The organism is Spirosoma aerophilum (assembly GCF_054782495.1).
Genome location: NZ_BAAGSJ010000013.1, coordinates 1,655,660 through 1,673,327 on the forward strand (window position 1 = coordinate 1,655,660; position 17,668 = coordinate 1,673,327).

Here is a 17,668-nt window from a genome sequence, read left to right on the forward strand (position 1 = left end):
TGTATCGAAATGACACCGGCCTTAACGACTTAATCAACGTATCAAAGAAGGAGACTCCGGACGAGCGTCAGAATGTCGCGCCCGGACAAGGAAGGGGGAGAGGCAAACTCAGTGACGGATGCTGTGTTACGGGAAAACACAACATCAATAACCCAGGCCATAACAGCAACAACGCTGGTAAGAACAGCCTCAGTAACAATCTTAACGAACTTGGCAACGAACTGACTGAGTGAGGACGAAATATCAACGTTCTCGAAGTGCTGGTCATCCTGACAGCATTCTGTCTTTTTAACGACCGTTTGCTGCACCGGCTCAGCCTGCTTGCCCGTCTCACAGGTAGGTGATTTGGCCTCGCTAAAAGCGACCACTACCGTCTTTTTCTTACCGCGCATCTGGCACGTATGCTCAACCAGACCAAAGCCGGTACTGCTAAGCAATACGACACAGGCCATGAGTAGGTTAAACAGTTGGAACAGATTGCGTTTCATGATGGGACAAATATCAGCATCGAACGAATTCAACGCAAGCGTTTAGGCTTGAAAGCCAGCAATTTCATAAAAAAAGAATGCCATTCTATAAAAAAGAATGGCATTCGGCAATATTTCTACACGGTTTCCGGTTCCGGGCTCAGAACCTCGCTGAGCGGACGCAGATTTCGTTGTTCTTCTTCATTATACGGGAATATCTCCAGAATCTTCGTGGTGTTGACATCCGTAATCTCAAACGGGTCAAGCGCCGATTTCAAACTTGCTTCCACACGCTCGTAGGCCTGTTTGGGGTTTTCGGCATTGACAAGCATAACGCTGGGCGTTTTCTTCTGTTTCCCCGATTTTTCATCTTCGGTAATGAACATAGCCTTTACCTTATACCAGACCTCGCCCCCGTCTTCAACATGGAACACATCGGCCAGTTTCATGCGCGAGATGTTTGTAATTTCAAAGTCGGGCGTGTTAGCCGCAATCTCCTGATAAAGACGAGCTTCGGCATCAGTATAGCTAACGGCATCTACCAGATAGGCTTCCGTAACCGTTTTCTGCTTGATAAATTCTTCATTCCGGGTGCCGACATTCGAATCGTCGATGGGCTGCTGATAGCGGATTTTTCCGAGAAACCAGTTGGGCATTTTAACGAATTTTAGTTCTCTTTTATAACGTAAATAAGGGTGCAAAGGTGCCGAAAAAGAGTGAAGAATGATACGTGATGCGTGAAGAATAATTGGCTCTTAAAGCGTTTATTCTTCATTCATCACGTATCATTCTTCACTTATTTTTTACTCGTCTGGTTAGCTTGCCGGATGGTCTGCTCGATAGCGTCCCATTGCTCGTTGGTTACTTTTTCGAGGTGGCTGAACTCACCCGCCATCAGCACTTCGCCCCCGTCGATGGTGATGCTCTCGCCGGTAATGTAGCCCGAATAATCGGACAGCAGAAAAGCCGCCAGGTTCGCCAGTTCGCCATGTTCACCTACGCGGTGAAGCGGTATACGGCTGGTGGGGTCCATCATGCTGGCCAGCGGTTCCGGGAAGAGCCGATCCCAGGCACCTTTCGTTGGAAATGGACCAGGGGCAATGGCGTTGAGTCGTATACCGTATTTTCCCCACTCGGCCGCGAGTGACTTGGTCATGATCAGGGCACCCCCTTTAGCCACGGCCGACGGCACTACATAACCCGAACCCGTGGTAGCATAGGTCGTTGAAATATTGAGCACGGTACCGGGTATCTTGTTCTCGATCCAGTATTTACCAACGGCCAGCGTGAAGTAGTAGGTACCGCGCAAAACGATGTCGACAATGGTATCGAAGGCCTTATAAGATAATCGTTCGGTAGGGCTGATAAAATTCCCGGCCGAGTTGTTCAGCAGGCCATTGAGCTGCCCGAACTTCTCCAGTGTCTTACTGATGACGTTTTCAATTTCTTCGGGCTTTCGAACATCGCAGGCAACAGCCAGCACCTGCCCGCCCGTTTCTTCCATTAACTCGATGGCGGTCTGGTCGAGAACGGCCTGTCGGCGGCTGCAAATGGTTACGTTCGCACCCAGTTGGAGCAGGTAGCGACTCACCGATTTGCCCAGGCCTGTTCCGCCACCGGTCACAATAATGGTTTTACCCTTTAGCGCGTCGTCGCGCAGCATTCCTGTTGTCATGATCAATTATGAATGAGTGAATGAAGAAAAGAGTGAATAGACCACCCGCCCTGGGCGGATCAAATAAACAGGTTGTTACTCCGGACACGAGTCGCTCATTCACTCATTTGCCTCAATACCCCCGACTTATTTTCTTGTTAAACTCAGCTTTTCGTTTTTCTACTGTTGCTTCCATGGCTTCGCTGAAATCGACGGATTGCATCTGGCTGGAATTCCAGACCGCTACGTATTGCAAACCGTCTTCAATGGATTTATTCAGGCTGTAATTGAGCACTTCTTTGGCACCCTGTACCGCCGGAGCCGGATTGGCTGCAATCTGCTGGGCAAGCGTATGGGCAGCTTCAAACAAGGCTTCGGGTGTATCATAGACATGATTCACCAACCCAACGCGCTCCGCAAAAGCTGCATCATAGTCGCCCCCTGTAAAGGCCATCTCCCGTGTAAATCCCTGCCCAATGAGGTGAGGGAGAAACTGCAACCCGCCAATATCGGGAGTAATGGCCAGTTTAGCTTCGCGTAAACTGAATTTAGCGTCACGCGAACACAGGCGAATATCGGCTGCAGCTATCATGTTGAGCCCCCCCCCAATGCACCAGCCATGGACGGCGGCAATAACGGGTCGGGGCGATTCGTGCATCTTCACAAATCCCGACTGCATAAAGCGAATCTGAGCCATCAGTTTTCGACGCTCACTAGCCATCGTATTCCCGGTGGCCATGCTCGCAATGCGCGGCATCATCCGGGAAACATCCAGCCCGTAACTAAAGTGATCGCCACTACCCCGAAATACGATACAACGCACCGAGGCCATGGAGTTAATCTCATCCATGGCCTGAGGCAGTTCATCCCAAAATTCCGGCCCCATAGCGTTTCCCTTGCCCGGTCCGAGCAGTGTGACGGTCATAACGCCGTCGGTTTCGTTCAGTTCGATTGATTGATACGTCTGTGCCATAAAAACTAGTATGCTTGCATACGGTCACCATAAAGGTAAACGATTTCCCGATTAGCCGGTAATCCGGATCGAATATGGTCCCGTAAAGTTTAGTTTCCCTTCCAGCTTAATGTTTCTCACCGTAATTGGTTTGTCAATTGTCAGGGTATGACCGCTGTTTACTTTCACTAACTCCGTTGCGTATGGCACACGGCCAACACTCCAGGCTGTACGATCCTGCCAGTTGCCCGAACCAACCGTTTCGACTACGGATGAAAATAGGGAAACCGTTGGAAAGTTACGAAAGAGCACGGCATCCGTTTTGGCGGGTACAATCCCAAACCAACCGGTCAACACGTCGGCATACACTCGCCTAAAGTCAATCTGCATGGGAATATCCTTATTGCCATAGTTTCCTATCAGGTTGGTCAGATCAGGATTTTGACCAATGGTCTGGTGTTTAACTCCGCTACCAAAAACAAACATCGGGGCTCCAACTCCATGATCGGTTCCGTTAGACGCATTGGCGTTGGCCCGGCGGCCAAACTCCGAGAATGTTAACCCAACGACCCGGTCCTGCGTGCCCTGCAGCGCCAGATCGCGCTGAAATGCAGTGATCGCCGACGAAACCTTACTTAACAAGGTCTTATGCTCTCCCGCCGTCGAATCTGCCGAATCGACCTGGGCCGAGTGCGTATCAAAGCCATTCATCGATACAAAATACACTTTCGTTTTCATACCTCCATGAATAAGCCGGGCCACGATTTTCAACTGATCGGCGAGGGCATTTTTTGTACTCGGTTCGGGATAGCTAGCGAGGTTTTTTCCCATTTCGGCAGCCTGCTTAATCTTCCCAGCGTAGCCAACGGCCAGTGTCTGTTGCTTCCGAACAAAAGCGATAAGTCCACCGGCATCGCCGGGAAGGGTATCGGCAGGCGAAACCGGCTCCCCCGATCCTACCAGGGCATAAAAATTATCGGGATCATTCAGCGCAATTGCCATAGACTGCTGGCCTCCCAGCAACGCCGTTGACGTAATATACCCGATCTGAATAGCCAGTGGGTCGTCCATTTGTGAATTCGGATAACTCGCGGGATAATCCGGAAATCGATCGTCGAGGTAACGACCTGCCCAACCTGAAACAGATGTCTGGCTGGCATCAACGGCCGTCATCCAGATGTCCGTGGATCGGGCGTGTGACTGATCCTGATTGGGATAAGCGACCGAGTGCAAAACCGTTAATTTCCCTTCGTTAAACAGGTTTTGCAACCCTGTCATGGCCGGGTGAAAGCCCGTGGCAGGTTGCCCATTCAGTGCCAGAACGCGATTTTCCGGGATGGCAATTTTCGGTCTGAGGCTATTGTAGACTGACATCTGGTCAAGCGGAATAACGGTATTCAAACCATCGTTTCCCCCATTCAGGTAGATAATTACCAACGCGCGGTCGGTATTAAGTGCGGACGTTTGCAATAATGATTGCACCAGCGCTGATTGCCGGCTCATTGCTTTTAGGCCAATGCCGTCGAGCATGACCGGAGCCAAACAGGCTGATGCCGTTGAAAGAAAATCCCGACGATTCATCCGTTATATCTAATTAGCCTCCCCAAGAGTTTGCCTGTACGAGCTGTCAAGGGCATTCCGTTAAAAAACTTGATATTCTGCCATTCGAAGCATGTAGCGCATCAGGGTCTGTAGCCGCCATAGCACGGTAAATCGACTGCCCAGATCCGTTGGGTTTCTGCGGTAGGCATTCCATTCAAATAACCAGTCGGTACGAGGCACCCCCTGCATCATAATGGTATCGATCAGAAAATCCTGCTGGGATTGAAAGAGGTCGACCATATACAAATTTCTCAATAAACTAGCCAGGATATCGGCACAGGTGATCGGTGGTGTACCCGACACATCCGAAAAATTCGGTTGCTGGGCAGTAACCCAAGCAACGAGGTCGATGCCGATGGTATAGCCAGGCTTGATTTCCAGCCATCGCCAGATGAATGCATCCGTCAGATTACCTCGCAACCCAATGGTACTGGTATTAATCCACAGTTTCGAAAAGCCCGTCTGGTAATAGGGATCGTAGCCCAGCACTGAAGGCTGGTCAATGAGACTCATCTGCATATCGGTGGTTTGATAGAAGACGAATTCGAAGTATTTCCGAAAAGCAACAGAATCAGTAACCGGATCAGGGATGGGCTGATTGAAAAAGCGCAGCGAGCCAATTGTCAGTTCAAGGGGTGATTTTATCATAGCCCCAATAACAGCCGAGTCAAAAAAAGCCTGGCTTGTCAAGAGCTTCTCAATGACGGGGCGAATCTCAAAATTATTGGATGGACTGGCAAAAAAGGTGGCCAGGGGTATAATGATATTTGTTTCAACATCCGCCGTGACAGTTGGATTTACATACCAGCGATAGAGTTTACGGCAGATAATGCGAGGGCAATTCGGATGCCTTAACAGCATTTCGACAAGTTCACTCATTTCGGCGTCACCTGCAGAACTTGTACCCGGATTTGAAACCGCCCTCCCCCGAATAACGGTATTGCCGTAATGGGCCGAGAACTGTTTGTCCGTAGCGTCATGTAGATTATCGGTGAAGGTCGTGGTAAACGTCGTCGACCCTATGGCATTATGGTTGGTGTGCCCCCAGCCAGTCAGCACGTTAGCTGCAGCTTTTACATCATCTTCTGTATAGTTCTTATTCCCCTCGAAATCTACCGCTCCCACCATAAACAGCTCCTGCAACTCCCGACTGTAGTTCTCATTTGCTTTGCCCGCCTGATTTTGATCACCGTTCAGATAGACCAGCATAGCCGGTTCTTTCGTCATACTGGTCACTAAAGTCCGAAAGTTTCCAAGGGCATTTGCCCGAATCAGTTGAATGTATTGATACAGAAACCGATAGTCGCCAACCACCGTTTGGGTTACAACGAAGTGATTCTGCCAGAATAGTGCCAGCTTTTCGAGCAAACTTACCGGCCGGATTTGTTGAGTCATTTGCGCCAGCCACCAATACCGCATATACTGGCCAAGCTCATAGTTGCGGTCCAGATCAAAAGGCAACAACATATAAGGCTGGCCTACCTTGGCTTTTGTTTCATTCAGTTCTACCGGTGGCGGTGGCGAATAAGATGAGTTCGATATTAATTGGGCCACAGCGGCCTGAGCCGTCAATCCGGTAAAGGCAGTTATGTCGGCCTGCGTTGGCCCAAATGTGGTTCGACGCAGTAGGTGAGCGGCTTGTTTAGCCGATAATGGGGACGTGTATAGAGCTAGAGTTGAGGACATAGATCCGCCAGTTGGGCAACCGATCAGTCGAACTACTAAAATTGTACCATTTTTACCCCAAGCCGTTTATTTAGGCAATTCAGCGTCAGTTATTGAATCTCTTTGCAATCATACCGACCAAAATAGTGTTCATAAAGCCAAAATCATCTTTGTCATTTGGCTATGCATTTTGATACCCTTGCCCTTCGCGCTACTCACCAGTCGGACCCCGCAACCGGAGCCGTGATCCCTCCTATTCATCTGTCAACCACGTTTGCCCGCAACGAAGCCAATGAATTGCCCGCAAACTATATATATGCCCGCCCCAATAATCCAAACCGGGAAGCTCTGGAAAAAGCCATAGCTGCCCTTGAAGGGGGCGCAGTTGGCATGGCATTTGGGTCAGGACAGGCTGCGGCCATGACGCTTTTCCAGGCTCTCCGACCTGGTGACCATGTTCTTTTGTCGGCTGATGCCTACTACGGGACCCCTGCCCTACTCGAACAGGTATTTCACCCTTGGGGACTAACATATACACGGGTAAACATGCGCGATCTGGATGCTGTTGAGGCCTCCTTACATGAAAATACCCGTGTCGTCTGGTGCGAAACGCCATCTAACCCCATGCTTTCAATCACAGACCTTTTGACCGTCAGCCGCCTGGCGCACGAAGCCGGGGCCATTTGTGTGTGTGATAACACCTGGGGAACGCCCGTGCTCCAGCGCCCCCTCGACTTAAACTGCGATGTGGTGATGCACTCAACTACCAAATACCTGAGTGGACACTCGGATGTATTGGGAGGAGCCCTGGTGTTTAAACACGATAATGACTTTGCAAAACGGGTTCGCCTGCTACAAGGCCTATCGGGTGCCGTTCCCTCGCCGTTTGATTGCTGGCTGGTTAGCCGGGGCATCAAAACGCTGGGCGTTCGACTACGGGCACAAAGTCTGACAGCGCAAGCCATTGCCGATTTCCTGGATGGGCATCCAGCGGTGGAGAAAGTGCATTATCCCGGCTTGCTAAATCATCCTGATCGGGCACTGATTCACCAGCAGATGAACGGACCGGGTGCTATGCTATCGGTACAGGTGAAGGGCGACGCTACTGATGCACTGACATTTTTAGGTAAATTAAAGTTATTCACCCGTGCTACCAGCCTCGGGGGTGTTGAAAGCCTGATTGAGCACCGGGCCAGCGTAGAGGGTCCCACTTCAGCAACGCCCCAGAACCTCTTGCGAATCTCGGTTGGGCTGGAACATGCCGAAGACCTGATCGGCGATCTGGCTCAGGCGTTGAGGAAATAGATCATCCCTTATTTAGGCGAAATCTTAAAGGAAGGCGGTACAACCAACGTAGGTGGTTGGTTGAGCCTCAACGGCTGTTCATTCAACCGAAGCATGGTATAATTCATAGATGTATCCGGCACTTTTACAGGCATATTGTCCACCGTAGCCCTTACGATAGTAGGCGGATCTCCGGGGTTCCGGTAGAAGGAATTGGATTGCCGGGCAGTTGGCATTGGAATTGGGCCATTTACCGGAATCGAATCGCGCCGTACGGTTTTTGTTGGTGCTTGCGCAAAGGCAGAACCTGTCAGCAGGCAACAGCAGATGAAGAGTCTCTTCGTCATAATGATCGGTATGGTATAACTATATGATGCAAAGACCCATTTCATTCCACATTCGTTGCAGGCAACACCCATATAACCGGAAACTAAAGCCCTGACAAGGTGGTTTGTTAGGCATATTCATTGAGCTGAACACATGAAAATTACCCTGATTTCTACTTCATCGCGCAAAAACAGCAATTCGCAACGCTTTGTGAATTATATCCGGCACATTCTGGCCGACGAAGGGCAGCATGAAGTTACGATTGTTACATTCGAGCATTACGATATTCCATTTGTTGGTCAGGGATCGGTAAAAGCCGATAACCTGACCCCCTTTCAGCAGGAGTTGACCACTGCCTGGGAAGCCGCCGATCTCGTGTTATTTGCAATGCCTGAATACAACTGGACCGCTCCCCCACAGGCCACCAATGCCATTCACCAACTGGGTGGACCGGCGTTCAAACACCTGTTCGATAATAAAGTCTTCGCGATGGTGGGCATCTCAAATGGTCGGGGTGGTCGCCAACCGGCGCTGGACATGACCACGGTGATGAACAAGATCATCAGCTTTACCAATAGCTATTCCATTGTGTCGCCGAAATTATACGAGTCGCACGACACGGATAAAAATCTGGACGAAAACGGGCATTTTAGCGAAACAGGTCACGAAGTCTACGAACGGACAGTTAAAGCCTTTTTGACCTACACACTGAATGTAGCCAACCGATGGCTGGCAACCAGTCTTGTAGAGAAATAAAATATCGCTGAATTATGTAAAAGCCTGAAGCTAATCCTTCAGGCTTTTTTTTGTTCATTCAAAAACCTTAGGTTTTCATATAAAAATGCTTTCCATTAAAACCTGGTTAGGCTGTGGATGAGACGGATCAAACGAGCTTTTAAGGCAATGATTACCGACCATCAGGTTTTTCTGGGCAAATCCGTACAATCCGTTTCATCTGCGTTCCATTTTTTTATAGAAAACTTCGTTTACCGAACTGACGGCCAACCAGGTAGTGGCGGACCAATCTTCCAACCAGTATGGCTGAATGACTCAACTGTATGAAAACATTCATCGTTTCTCTTCTCTTAACGTGTGGAGTTATTTTTGGCTGCCATCAGCAGGAAAAGGCCTCTCCGGTGCGGCTACCCATTACACTCGTACCTGGTTATGGACCTTTTCATCCGGGTTTTAATGCCTTGGGAAACGACTATAAAAATGACCCCGAAGAGCTAAAAAAATGGGGGAAGCTGCGTTTGCCCGTCACAGGGGTACCGCCCAGCTGGAGCCATGTCGATAAAGCTATGGTCTGGCTTAATACTTACCAATTCATTTACCAGAATTTTCTTGCGGGCAACATTACGGATGATCATTATAAGTTTCTGCAGGAAAGCTGGAATTGGGCACCTGACACTACGAAACTTTCCGAAAAACCCATCAAATGCTATGTGTATACACTAAGGGGATTCGATGAAGACAAGGGAAAATGGACGGTTATGGTCGACACCAACAATAACCTGGATTTCAGCGATGAGACGGCGATCTACCCCGAAGTGATTAAAAACAACGATCCTTACTCGTATAAAAACCCGGCAATCGTTCAGTACGAAATCTATCAAAACGGCAGGGTGACTAAAGCAACCGTACCGATGGTGATCAAAACCAAAGAGAGTAAGTTTCTGTATAATTTTCCACAATATGCCCAGGCAACGCTGAGTCGTAATGGCGACCAGTATCCACTGGCCATACAATCCGGATTTACCAGACCAGACTTCGAATTCTGTGAGCTTGTCGCGCTGGAGTCCTTATCAGATCATCAGCGGGTTACTGAAGATAAACTGACCCAACGCAATGAAATCGTCACGTTGGGTGGGGTAAAGTACAGAAACAACGGTGTCGATTTGTACACGAATACCTTGTACCTCGACCCGATAAATGAAGATACAGAACAATACTCACTGCAGGTTGGCTACCCATTTCGCCCGTTTACTGCTCAGGAATTTTCAACGAAGCGCCTGATTAACTTCAGCGACTATAAAGGTAAATACGTTTATGTCGACTTCTGGGGAACATGGTGCACTGGCTGTGTAGCCGATATGCCCGCGTTAAAGCAGGTATATGCAGAACTAGACAAAGACCAATTTGAATTTATTGGTATCGTCGCGCAGGATACGCCCCAGACGTTAGCCCGTTTTCTTAAGAAGAATGAAGTAGTGTGGCCACAGTTCCTATCCGATAAGACAAATAAGCTGATTGATGCCTATTCGATTTCAGGATACCCAACGTCGGTCCTGCTGGATCAGGATGGCGTGGTGATCGCCAGAAATTTAAGACCTGTTCAACTTCGAAATAAGCTGAAGGAGTTGAGTAAACGATGATTGTTTGCGTGACGGATGCGTTAAATCAGATGGAGAATTGAGGGCTATGCCCTAAGTTTGAGCATGAATCAACGAATTGCTCAAATCGCGCTGGTTGTCGATGATTACGACGAAGCCATTGACTTCTATACGAAAAAGCTCAACTTCATTTTGGTTGAAGATACCATTTTGAGTAATACCAAACGATGGGTGAGAGTGCGTCCGCCGGGGGTATCGGACTTTTGCTTGTTGCTGGCAAAATCCGTCAATGAAGAGCAGAAAATTCGGGTAGGTAATCAGACAGGAGGTCGTGTTTTCCTTTTTTTATACACCGATGATTTCTGGCGGGACTACAACAATCTTCAGGCGCACAACATCAAAATTATTCGGGAGGCTTCAGACGAAGAATACGGCACGGTAGCCGTTTTTGCCGATTTATACGGCAACCTATGGGATTTGATCGAGCCCAAATAAACCGTACCCACAGACTTCAGGCCGTGTTTAATTTAGGCTAAACACGGCCTGAAGTCCGTGGGTGCAGTTTTACACAAGTTTGGTTTCTTTTGTATACAAGCCAACCAGCGTATCGACAGCATAGTCGATCTCCTCGGTAGTATTGTATTTACCGAATGAGAACCGAACATAGCCCCGATCAGCGTCCAAGTCAGGTAAGGCGGCCAGCACGTGCGACCCGACATTCGACCCACTCGAACAGGCTGACCCACCCGAAGCCGAAATACGGGCAATATCTAAGCTGAACAACAGCATGTCACTCATGTCGGAAGCGGGCAGGCTAACATTGAGCACCGTATATAAACTATTGCCTACATCGGCCGAATCGCCATTGAACTGAACATCCGGCATGTTAGCCCGGAGCTGATCGATCATCCTTGTTTTAAGATCCGTGATATGCTGCCGATGGGCTTCCATATCGCGGTAGGCAATTTCAAGGGCTTTGGCGAGACCAACGATGCCATAGACATTTTCTGTTCCACCGCGCATATTGCGCTCCTGGGCACCGCCATACACAAACGGATTAATCTTCACGTGTTCAGCGTTGACATACAAAAAACCAACGCCCTTGGGGCCATGAAATTTATGCCCGGCCCCCACAATAAAATCGACGGGTAAGGTTTGCAGATTATGCCGAAAATGGCCCATCGTCTGTACGGTATCCGAATGAAAGATGGCGTTATACGACCGGCACATCTCCCCTACCCGATTTAAATCCAGCAGGTTACCGATCTCGTTATTCCCATGCATGAGCGAAACCAGCGATCGGCCTTTACCCGTTTTTTGATGAGTGCTTAACAGCTCATCCAGATGCCCCAGATCGATATGTCCTTTCTGATCTATATTTACCAGATCCAGTTGTATGACGCCCTGTTTGGCCAGGTGCTCCAGCGTATGGAGTACAGCGTGGTGTTCCAGGGGCGACGTAATGGCATGGGTAAGGCCATAGGTTTCAATACTGCTCCGAATGGCGGTATTATCCGCTTCGGTTCCGCCGGAGGTAAAGAAAATCTCCGCGGGTGAGGTATTCAGCAACATGGCCACCGTTTTGCGGGCTTTTTCGATGGCTGTCCGCACCGTCCGGCCATGGCTGTGAATGGAAGATGGATTACCGAATTGCTCCGTCATGAGCGGTAACATGGCATCGAGAACTTCCGGGTCGAGCCGGGTCGTAGCGGCATTATCAAGGTAAACAGCAGCAGTGGGTTTCATCATCAGTCTGGTAACAAGTCTTCACAAAGGTACGGCGAATGGCCATACGGATGAAACAGCAAGTAAACACGCGTCGTTCTCACTTAACACCTGTAACTTTACAAAATGGATTTTTCACAGGCTCCCGGTCTTATTTACGCTGAACTATCGCTTTGGCTGCGCAGTGCCATTCGCTTGCTACCCGACCTGGCCGTAGCCATTCTGATATTTGTCATCTTCCTGTTTCTCTCCCGATGGTTGAGTAGAGGTCTATTAAGCGGACTTCGCCGGGTGAGCAATAATCAATCGGTAGTGAATCTGACAGGAGCCGTTGTGCAGGCGGTTATCGTAGCCATCGGCCTGTTCGTTTCGCTTGGTATCTTAGGGCTTGATAAAACAGTTACATCGCTTTTGGCGGGGGCTGGCGTCATTGCGCTGGCGGTGGGTTTTGCCTTTCAGGATTTGACCGCCAACTTTATTTCGGGGACGATGATTGCTTTGGCACAACCCATTCAGGTGGGCGATACCGTGGAAACGAATGGCTTTACGGGAAAAGTCCTCGATATCAAATTACGATCCATTGTCCTTGATAATGGGCAGGGGCAAACGGTGGAGTTGCCCAGTAAGGATGTCTTTCAAAAGCCGATTACCAACTTTTCGCGCGCAGGACAGCGACGTGTTGAGCTGGCCGCCGGTGTGTCTTACCTCGATGACCTGGCCAAGGCGCAGACCGTTGCCAGAGAGGCCGTTGCCAAGTTACCCTTTGTTTTAAAAGATCACCCCGTCGAATTCCATTATCGTCATTTTGCCGATGCAAATGTTCAATTTGTGATCTGGTTCTGGATTAAACCTGCCACGACCAGCCCTCATGCAGCGTTAAGTGAAGCCATTATCGCGGTGAAACGAGCCTTCGATGAGCATCAAATTCTCATTGTTTTTGCGGCTCAAACATTTGACCTGAAGCAGAAGCTATTCAATGCTAAACCCGAAAACTGACCCATACGCCTGTACTACTACGTAAAAATAGTCCCCGTTTGCGTTAGCTGATCCAGCAGAAATCATACTTTTACGTTACGAATCGCCTTATCACATATCACGCCTGATCCGAAACGCCTGACCACTCCCTGGTGAGGGTTTCTTCATGTACTCCTATGCCGGGTACAACGGCAAGTCCACATTCCAGACTTGCCCGGCGTCACGTAAGTTCTCCCTTTTCAAGTATCAAAACAGGAAATGCCCCGATTTCATTGGGGCTACGCTATGCCTATTCATCGCGAAACAGGTCCTGTTTCGTGCTCCAACGATGTCTGTAAAGACATTAAAACAAAACTTAACATGCAGTCAACTATAAATAAATCACTCATCCGGGATTTCTATCGGCGAGCGGTCAATCAGGGCGATATTGACTTTGCCGACCAGCTTATTTCCGAAGATTATATCCAACATAGCCTCGCGCTGAAACCCGGCAAAGTCGGTATTATGGAAGCGCTTCAGCTAATGAAGCAGATGCCCAAACCTTTAGCCACATCAGCACCGTTCATCCGACTTATTGCCGAAGGTGATTATGTGGTCACGAACCTAAGCTTTGACTGGGGCGGCAAACAGAAAGTTGTTGTCGATCTGTTTCGATTCGAAAACGGAAAAGTCATCGAACACTGGGATGCCGTTCAGGACCAGCCCGAATGGACGATTAACGGCCATGCCATGATGGACGGACCAATGCCGCTGGAGGATAATAATTTGACAGGGCCCAATAAAGGGATTGTGAACGGGTTTTTCCAACGGGTACTCATCGACCGACAACTGGATGTACTTCCCCATTATGTCGAGAGGGATCTCATCCAGCATAAGCCGGAAATCGCCAATGGGATAAATGGATTGCAGGACTACCTGAGTCAAAACCCTAATGAACTGGCTATTTCAAAAATTCTGCTTAGTATCGGTGAAGGTGATTTCGTAGTCGTTCAATCCGAGGGGACCAGCGCTCAGGAACCAACCATGTTCTATGACATATTCCGTTTAACACAGGGTAAGATCGTGGAGCAGTGGGGCGTTAGCCAACGGCTAATGTAGTACCGATCGTCGGCCCGGTCGGGTGGTTACTTTTTTGCTTTCCACCCGACCAGGACGGTCGGCACTACCCTATTTAACTTTATAGAACTTAGCCCCAAAGAGGAAAATAACGGCGTAACAGATGATTGGGAGGTAATACGCGGAGGCAACGTCTTTCTCGGCAACCATACCCATTAAAAAAGGAAACACGGCTCCACCAACGACACCCATGGAAATAAAAGAGGAGGCCTGCTGCGTGTGAGCGCCAAGGTTTTTCAGCCCTAAGCTAAAAATGGTCGGGAACATGATGCTAAAAAAGAAATTGAGCATCATGAGCGCGATAAACGACGGCCATCCAAAGCTTTGTGCCACGATCAGGCACATCAAAATGTTGCAGGCGGCAAAAATAGCCAGCAATGTATGGGGGGCAATAACGCGCATCAGGAAGGTACCGGCAAATCGCCCTGCCAGCATCAGAGCCATAAAATAGATCATGTAATTACCTGCGGTGGCATCGGGGAAGCCCATTTTTTCGTGGCCATAGTTGATGAAAAATGCCCAGGTCCCACCCTGTGCCGCCACATTGAAAAACTGCGCGATAACGGCCCACACAAAGTGCTTGTGTTGAAAAAGGGTTTTACCCGGCTCAACATCAACATTCGCGGCATCAGGGTCAGCCACGATAGCATGCGGATCGGTTAGAGTTGGTACTTTCACAAATGAGAAAAGTATCGCAATCGTAGCGATGACACTGCCAATAACGATGTACAAGGTCTTAACAGACGTCAGATCGGTGCTTCCTTCCGTATTGTTCCGTAACAGAAAATAAGAACCAATGGCTGGCCCGATAATGGCGCCAAGGGCGTTAAAGGCCTGTGCGAAGTTAATACGCTGATCACTGGTACGCTGGTCGCCAAGGGAAGCGACAAACGGGTGAGCTACCGTTTCAAGGGTAGAAATGCCACAACCCAGAATAAACAGGGCTATCCCAAAAAATGGAAATGAAGCAGCCGCAGCCGCTGGAACGAACAAAAACGAACCCGTAGCGAACAGCGTAAGCCCTAATAACACCCCTTTTTTGTAGCCAAACCGTTTCATGAACAACCCGGCCGGTATACCCATGACGAAATAAGCCCCGAAAATAGCAAACTGAACAAAGGCCGACTGGGTCTTGGTCAGGCTCAGAACGTGTTGAAAATGCTTGTTGAGCACATCCCCCATTGTAATGGCGACTCCCCAGAACATGAAAAGAGACGTTACAAACACTAACGTAACAAGGTATTTGCTTTCGGTAAAAGCGGCTTTGGGTTGATCAGGGATTGATGTTGCTGGCTGCATAATTGCGGTCTAATGGAGTCTGTTTCTGAGTAAGGTCTATAAAAAATAACCCCGTTGCACTAGCCAAAGCTTCAGGCGATAATCAACCTACTTATGGCATCAATTGGCAACGGGGATCAATTTCATTCAGGAATTAAGGAACGTCAGGGCTCGGCCAGGGCTTGAATCGTCAAACCGACGAACCGATCATTATTTCAACTTTCCCATTTGCTCTATGTTCCGGCGGGTATCCAGTCGGCTGGCCTGCGCCAGTTCCATCGACTTTTGGGCCGCTCGCTGAGCATCGGTCGACTTACCCCCCCGGCGATAGGCTTCGGCCAGTTCATAATACAGATCGGCCTGTTCCTTTGGAGCCGGGTTCAGGGCCAGCCCTTTGTTTACCCATTTTGCTACCGTTGGCACATCAACTGCATCGGGGCTGGACCGGTTGAAAAGCCGGGAAATGTAAATGTATTCCGGAATGGACAACTGGTTTGAATTGACCTGATTATCCATTCGTTCCACTGCTTTGGCCGTCTGGCGGGCGCGGAAGTACGCATTGACTTCGGGCAGCAGCGTTCGATTGGCCGCTATCTTCGGATCGATACCAATTTTAACCAGATCCTGGCGCACCTGCATGATTTTGCTGATGGGAAACTGCGCACCCCGTCCGCTGAAGAGCGAAGACATAATGATGTTTTCGGCTACCTGCAACACTGGCTCTGCCCCATACGCTTTGCGATAGGTATCCAGGTGCCCAAGCATGTACTGAAACATGGGATTTTCGAAGTCCAGCACGAGTTTTTGTAAGGCCAGCCAATTGGTTTGATTGGCAAATGTGGCGGGCGACTGCTGGCGGGCATAGTCGTTCATAGCCGACATATTCGCCATCGTATCCCGGGTAACGCGGGCATACATGGCGTAATCGATCAGAAAATTAGCCGACCGTTCCCCCTGCTGGTAGCGAGATTTCATCGTCTGACTTCTTGCTTGTGGGTCCAGTGCGTTTGTACCATGCCGAATAACTTCGTCCGTTGAGTTGTTGCTCATAGCGAAGTGGATCAGATTCTGCTGAGGATCGAAATACAAAAACAGCGGCAGGGAGGGCACAAACAAATGGCGGCTTTCAATAAACGCCTGCGTCGTTTTCTGGCCAATATCCAGCTTTGTACTCAAAAACTTGGTGTTATAAAACTTCCCCACCCGACTGTCTGCCAGTGTTGGAATAAAACTCTGACAGGTATGGCAGGTTGGCGAATAAATTTCCACAAAAACAGGTTTACCCGTTCGGCGTGCTTCCTGAAATACGGCGTTGATTGGCGTCGCTTTAAACTGAATACCACCGGGCTTTTGAGCCAGAACAATGTTTGCTACAAACAGCAGCAGAAGGATTTTTTTCATAAAATATTAGCAGGCGTTACGAGGTACGTCGTAGCAAATTAACGACCAAAGTTGCCAGATAGGTATCCGTTATTGCTGTTGCTGCTTTTGCTGCTTGATCTCCTCCTCCAGGCGCTTACTCAACACTTTGCAGGTATTCTCGATATCGTCGGCCATTCGCTGGTCGCCGGTGGCACTCAGGGCCGTATCGGCAATACCACTCATGATCTCGATCATAAACCGTTTCATATCCACAACTTCCATGTCCTTTGTCCAAAGGTCAATTTTGAGGGTACTGTTATGGTAATGGTCCCACAACGAAATCGCGATGGCCCGTGTATCACTCAATCCCTCGTTTGGGTTGTCGGTAGCTTCCCAATATATTTTTTCCGGGATATTCTGGTTGTCTAATTCAACCGAAAAATGAATGTCTGATTTTTTCATAGATACAAAAATACGGAACCCGGCCGGAAAGCCACGACTTCAAGATGAACAAACATCCCCGGCGTTCCTTGCTCAAGAGACATTTTATGTATTTTCGCTCCCAACTTCTACTTAACAATGTATATCCTATACGCCATTCCTAACTGCGACACGGTCAAAAAAGCACGCGCTTGGTTAGCCAGCCACACCGTTACCTATCAATTTCACGATTATAAAAAACAGGGAATTGATCAGAAAACCATCCAAAACTGGTTAACGCAAAAGCCCTGGGAAGAGCTGGTGAACCGATCAGGCCTGACCTGGAAGAAACTGCCCGACAACGAAAAACCGACAGATGCCGCTAGTGCTGTAGCTTTGATGATGGAAAAACCATCCGTTATCCGTCGGCCTTTGATCGAAAAAGATGGTCAGATCATTGCTCTCGGCTTTAACGAAACGACCTACGAGGAAACGTTTTCGCGCTAAG

General features: G+C 49.0%; 18 protein-coding genes. 7 read left to right on the plus strand and 11 right to left on the minus strand.

Features of this window, described 5'->3' with window-relative positions:
• Window positions 1–41 precede the first annotated feature (41 nt).
• From ACYVK4_RS18255 to ACYVK4_RS18280, 6 genes are all read right to left on the minus strand, one after another.
• Entirely contained in the window at window positions 42–488 is a 447-nt protein-coding gene (locus ACYVK4_RS18255) for an HYC_CC_PP family protein (protein ID WP_461128957.1), read from the minus strand.
• A gap of 116 nt (window positions 489–604) precedes the next feature.
• Window positions 605–1,123, minus strand: coding sequence for a DUF4494 domain-containing protein (locus tag ACYVK4_RS18260; protein WP_461128958.1), 519 nt, complete (start codon window positions 1,121–1,123; stop codon window positions 605–607).
• 140 nt (window positions 1,124–1,263) lie between these two features.
• Window positions 1,264–2,142 (minus strand): SDR family oxidoreductase, encoded by an 879-nt coding sequence (locus tag ACYVK4_RS18265; protein WP_461128959.1) that lies wholly within the window; start codon window positions 2,140–2,142, stop codon window positions 1,264–1,266.
• Window positions 2,143–2,254: 112 nt separating this feature from the next.
• Window positions 2,255–3,094 carry a crotonase/enoyl-CoA hydratase family protein gene (locus ACYVK4_RS18270; protein ID WP_461128960.1) on the minus strand — a complete coding sequence of 280 codons (840 nt, stop codon included), beginning with the start codon at window positions 3,092–3,094 and terminating at the stop codon, window positions 2,255–2,257.
• A 51-nt stretch (window positions 3,095–3,145) separates the two neighbouring features.
• Complete coding sequence (locus ACYVK4_RS18275; RefSeq protein ID WP_461128961.1) at window positions 3,146–4,654, minus strand: DUF1501 domain-containing protein; 1,509 nt, start codon at window positions 4,652–4,654, stop codon at window positions 3,146–3,148.
• A gap of 60 nt (window positions 4,655–4,714) precedes the next feature.
• Window positions 4,715–6,361 (minus strand): DUF1800 domain-containing protein, encoded by a 1,647-nt coding sequence (locus tag ACYVK4_RS18280; RefSeq protein WP_461128962.1) that lies wholly within the window; start codon window positions 6,359–6,361, stop codon window positions 4,715–4,717.
• A 162-nt stretch (window positions 6,362–6,523) separates the two neighbouring features.
• Between ACYVK4_RS18280 and ACYVK4_RS18285 the strand changes: the two genes are divergently transcribed.
• Window positions 6,524–7,645, plus strand: coding sequence for a trans-sulfuration enzyme family protein (locus ACYVK4_RS18285; RefSeq protein ID WP_461128963.1), 1,122 nt, complete (start codon window positions 6,524–6,526; stop codon window positions 7,643–7,645).
• An 8-nt stretch (window positions 7,646–7,653) separates the two neighbouring features.
• Here the strand turns inward: ACYVK4_RS18285 and ACYVK4_RS18290 are convergent, their stop codons facing one another.
• On the minus strand, window positions 7,654–7,971 hold the full coding sequence (locus ACYVK4_RS18290) for a hypothetical protein (protein WP_461128964.1): 318 nt from the start codon (window positions 7,969–7,971) through the stop codon (window positions 7,654–7,656).
• 133 nt (window positions 7,972–8,104) lie between these two features.
• On the opposite strand from ACYVK4_RS18290, the gene ACYVK4_RS18295 reads away from it, so the two are divergent.
• The 3 genes from ACYVK4_RS18295 (at window position 8,105) to ACYVK4_RS18305 (ending at window position 10,779) form a co-directional block, all read left to right on the plus strand.
• The gene (locus ACYVK4_RS18295) at window positions 8,105–8,707 is read left to right on the plus strand and encodes an NAD(P)H-dependent oxidoreductase (protein ID WP_461128965.1); all 603 of its coding nucleotides are present in this window, start codon (window positions 8,105–8,107) and stop codon (window positions 8,705–8,707) included.
• Between the two features lie 302 nt (window positions 8,708–9,009).
• Entirely contained in the window at window positions 9,010–10,326 is a 1,317-nt protein-coding gene (locus tag ACYVK4_RS18300) for a TlpA family protein disulfide reductase (protein WP_461128966.1), read from the plus strand.
• A gap of 63 nt (window positions 10,327–10,389) precedes the next feature.
• Entirely contained in the window at window positions 10,390–10,779 is a 390-nt protein-coding gene (locus tag ACYVK4_RS18305) for a VOC family protein (RefSeq protein ID WP_461128967.1), read from the plus strand.
• 69 nt (window positions 10,780–10,848) lie between these two features.
• Here ACYVK4_RS18305 and ACYVK4_RS18310 read toward each other — a convergent pair whose 3' ends face one another.
• Entirely contained in the window at window positions 10,849–12,030 is a 1,182-nt protein-coding gene (locus ACYVK4_RS18310) for a cysteine desulfurase family protein (protein WP_461128968.1), read from the minus strand.
• Between the two features lie 105 nt (window positions 12,031–12,135).
• Here ACYVK4_RS18310 and ACYVK4_RS18315 point away from each other — a divergent pair, with 105 nt between their 5' ends.
• Window positions 12,136–13,005, plus strand: a complete 870-nt coding sequence (locus tag ACYVK4_RS18315) for a mechanosensitive ion channel family protein (RefSeq protein ID WP_461128969.1) — start codon at window positions 12,136–12,138, stop codon at window positions 13,003–13,005.
• Between the two features lie 339 nt (window positions 13,006–13,344).
• Window positions 13,345–14,082: a nuclear transport factor 2 family protein gene (locus ACYVK4_RS18320; protein WP_461128970.1), complete on the plus strand. Its 738-nt coding sequence runs from the start codon at window positions 13,345–13,347 to the stop codon at window positions 14,080–14,082.
• Window positions 14,083–14,151: 69 nt separating this feature from the next.
• Here the strand turns inward: ACYVK4_RS18320 and fucP are convergent, their stop codons facing one another.
• From fucP to gldC, 3 genes are all read right to left on the minus strand, one after another.
• Complete coding sequence (gene fucP, locus ACYVK4_RS18325; RefSeq protein WP_461128971.1) at window positions 14,152–15,399, minus strand: L-fucose:H+ symporter permease; 1,248 nt, start codon at window positions 15,397–15,399, stop codon at window positions 14,152–14,154.
• A gap of 189 nt (window positions 15,400–15,588) precedes the next feature.
• The gene (locus ACYVK4_RS18330; RefSeq protein WP_461128972.1) at window positions 15,589–16,779 is read right to left on the minus strand and encodes a thioredoxin family protein; all 1,191 of its coding nucleotides are present in this window, start codon (window positions 16,777–16,779) and stop codon (window positions 15,589–15,591) included.
• A gap of 69 nt (window positions 16,780–16,848) precedes the next feature.
• Window positions 16,849–17,202 (minus strand): gliding motility protein GldC, encoded by a 354-nt coding sequence (gene gldC / locus ACYVK4_RS18335; protein WP_461128973.1) that lies wholly within the window; start codon window positions 17,200–17,202, stop codon window positions 16,849–16,851.
• A 117-nt stretch (window positions 17,203–17,319) separates the two neighbouring features.
• Between gldC and ACYVK4_RS18340 the strand changes: the two genes are divergently transcribed.
• Window positions 17,320–17,667: an ArsC family reductase gene (locus tag ACYVK4_RS18340; protein WP_461128974.1), complete on the plus strand. Its 348-nt coding sequence runs from the start codon at window positions 17,320–17,322 to the stop codon at window positions 17,665–17,667.
• Window position 17,668 lies beyond the last annotated feature (1 nt).

What these genes read in the sequence shown, in the direction of transcription:
- ACYVK4_RS18255 (WP_461128957.1), bottom strand. Translation starts at nt 488, where the DNA reads ATGAAACGCAATCTGTTCCAACTGTTTAACCTACTCATGGCCTGTGTC.
- ACYVK4_RS18260 (WP_461128958.1), bottom strand. Translation starts at nt 1,123, where the DNA reads ATGCCCAACTGGTTTCTCGGAAAAATCCGCTATCAGCAGCCCATCGAC.
- ACYVK4_RS18265 (WP_461128959.1), bottom strand. Translation starts at nt 2,142, where the DNA reads ATGACAACAGGAATGCTGCGCGACGACGCGCTAAAGGGTAAAACCATT.
- ACYVK4_RS18270 (WP_461128960.1), bottom strand. Translation starts at nt 3,094, where the DNA reads ATGGCACAGACGTATCAATCAATCGAACTGAACGAAACCGACGGCGTT.
- ACYVK4_RS18275 (WP_461128961.1), bottom strand. Translation starts at nt 4,654, where the DNA reads ATGAATCGTCGGGATTTTCTTTCAACGGCATCAGCCTGTTTGGCTCCG.
- ACYVK4_RS18280 (WP_461128962.1), bottom strand. Translation starts at nt 6,361, where the DNA reads ATGTCCTCAACTCTAGCTCTATACACGTCCCCATTATCGGCTAAACAA.
- ACYVK4_RS18285 (WP_461128963.1), top strand. Translation starts at nt 6,524, where the DNA reads ATGCATTTTGATACCCTTGCCCTTCGCGCTACTCACCAGTCGGACCCC.
- ACYVK4_RS18290 (WP_461128964.1), bottom strand. Translation starts at nt 7,971, where the DNA reads ATGACGAAGAGACTCTTCATCTGCTGTTGCCTGCTGACAGGTTCTGCC.
- ACYVK4_RS18295 (WP_461128965.1), top strand. Translation starts at nt 8,105, where the DNA reads ATGAAAATTACCCTGATTTCTACTTCATCGCGCAAAAACAGCAATTCG.
- ACYVK4_RS18300 (WP_461128966.1), top strand. Translation starts at nt 9,010, where the DNA reads ATGAAAACATTCATCGTTTCTCTTCTCTTAACGTGTGGAGTTATTTTT.
- ACYVK4_RS18305 (WP_461128967.1), top strand. Translation starts at nt 10,390, where the DNA reads ATGAATCAACGAATTGCTCAAATCGCGCTGGTTGTCGATGATTACGAC.
- ACYVK4_RS18310 (WP_461128968.1), bottom strand. Translation starts at nt 12,030, where the DNA reads ATGAAACCCACTGCTGCTGTTTACCTTGATAATGCCGCTACGACCCGG.
- ACYVK4_RS18315 (WP_461128969.1), top strand. Translation starts at nt 12,136, where the DNA reads ATGGATTTTTCACAGGCTCCCGGTCTTATTTACGCTGAACTATCGCTT.
- ACYVK4_RS18320 (WP_461128970.1), top strand. Translation starts at nt 13,345, where the DNA reads ATGCAGTCAACTATAAATAAATCACTCATCCGGGATTTCTATCGGCGA.
- fucP (WP_461128971.1), bottom strand. Translation starts at nt 15,399, where the DNA reads ATGCAGCCAGCAACATCAATCCCTGATCAACCCAAAGCCGCTTTTACC.
- ACYVK4_RS18330 (WP_461128972.1), bottom strand. Translation starts at nt 16,779, where the DNA reads ATGAAAAAAATCCTTCTGCTGCTGTTTGTAGCAAACATTGTTCTGGCT.
- gldC (WP_461128973.1), bottom strand. Translation starts at nt 17,202, where the DNA reads ATGAAAAAATCAGACATTCATTTTTCGGTTGAATTAGACAACCAGAAT.
- ACYVK4_RS18340 (WP_461128974.1), top strand. Translation starts at nt 17,320, where the DNA reads ATGTATATCCTATACGCCATTCCTAACTGCGACACGGTCAAAAAAGCA.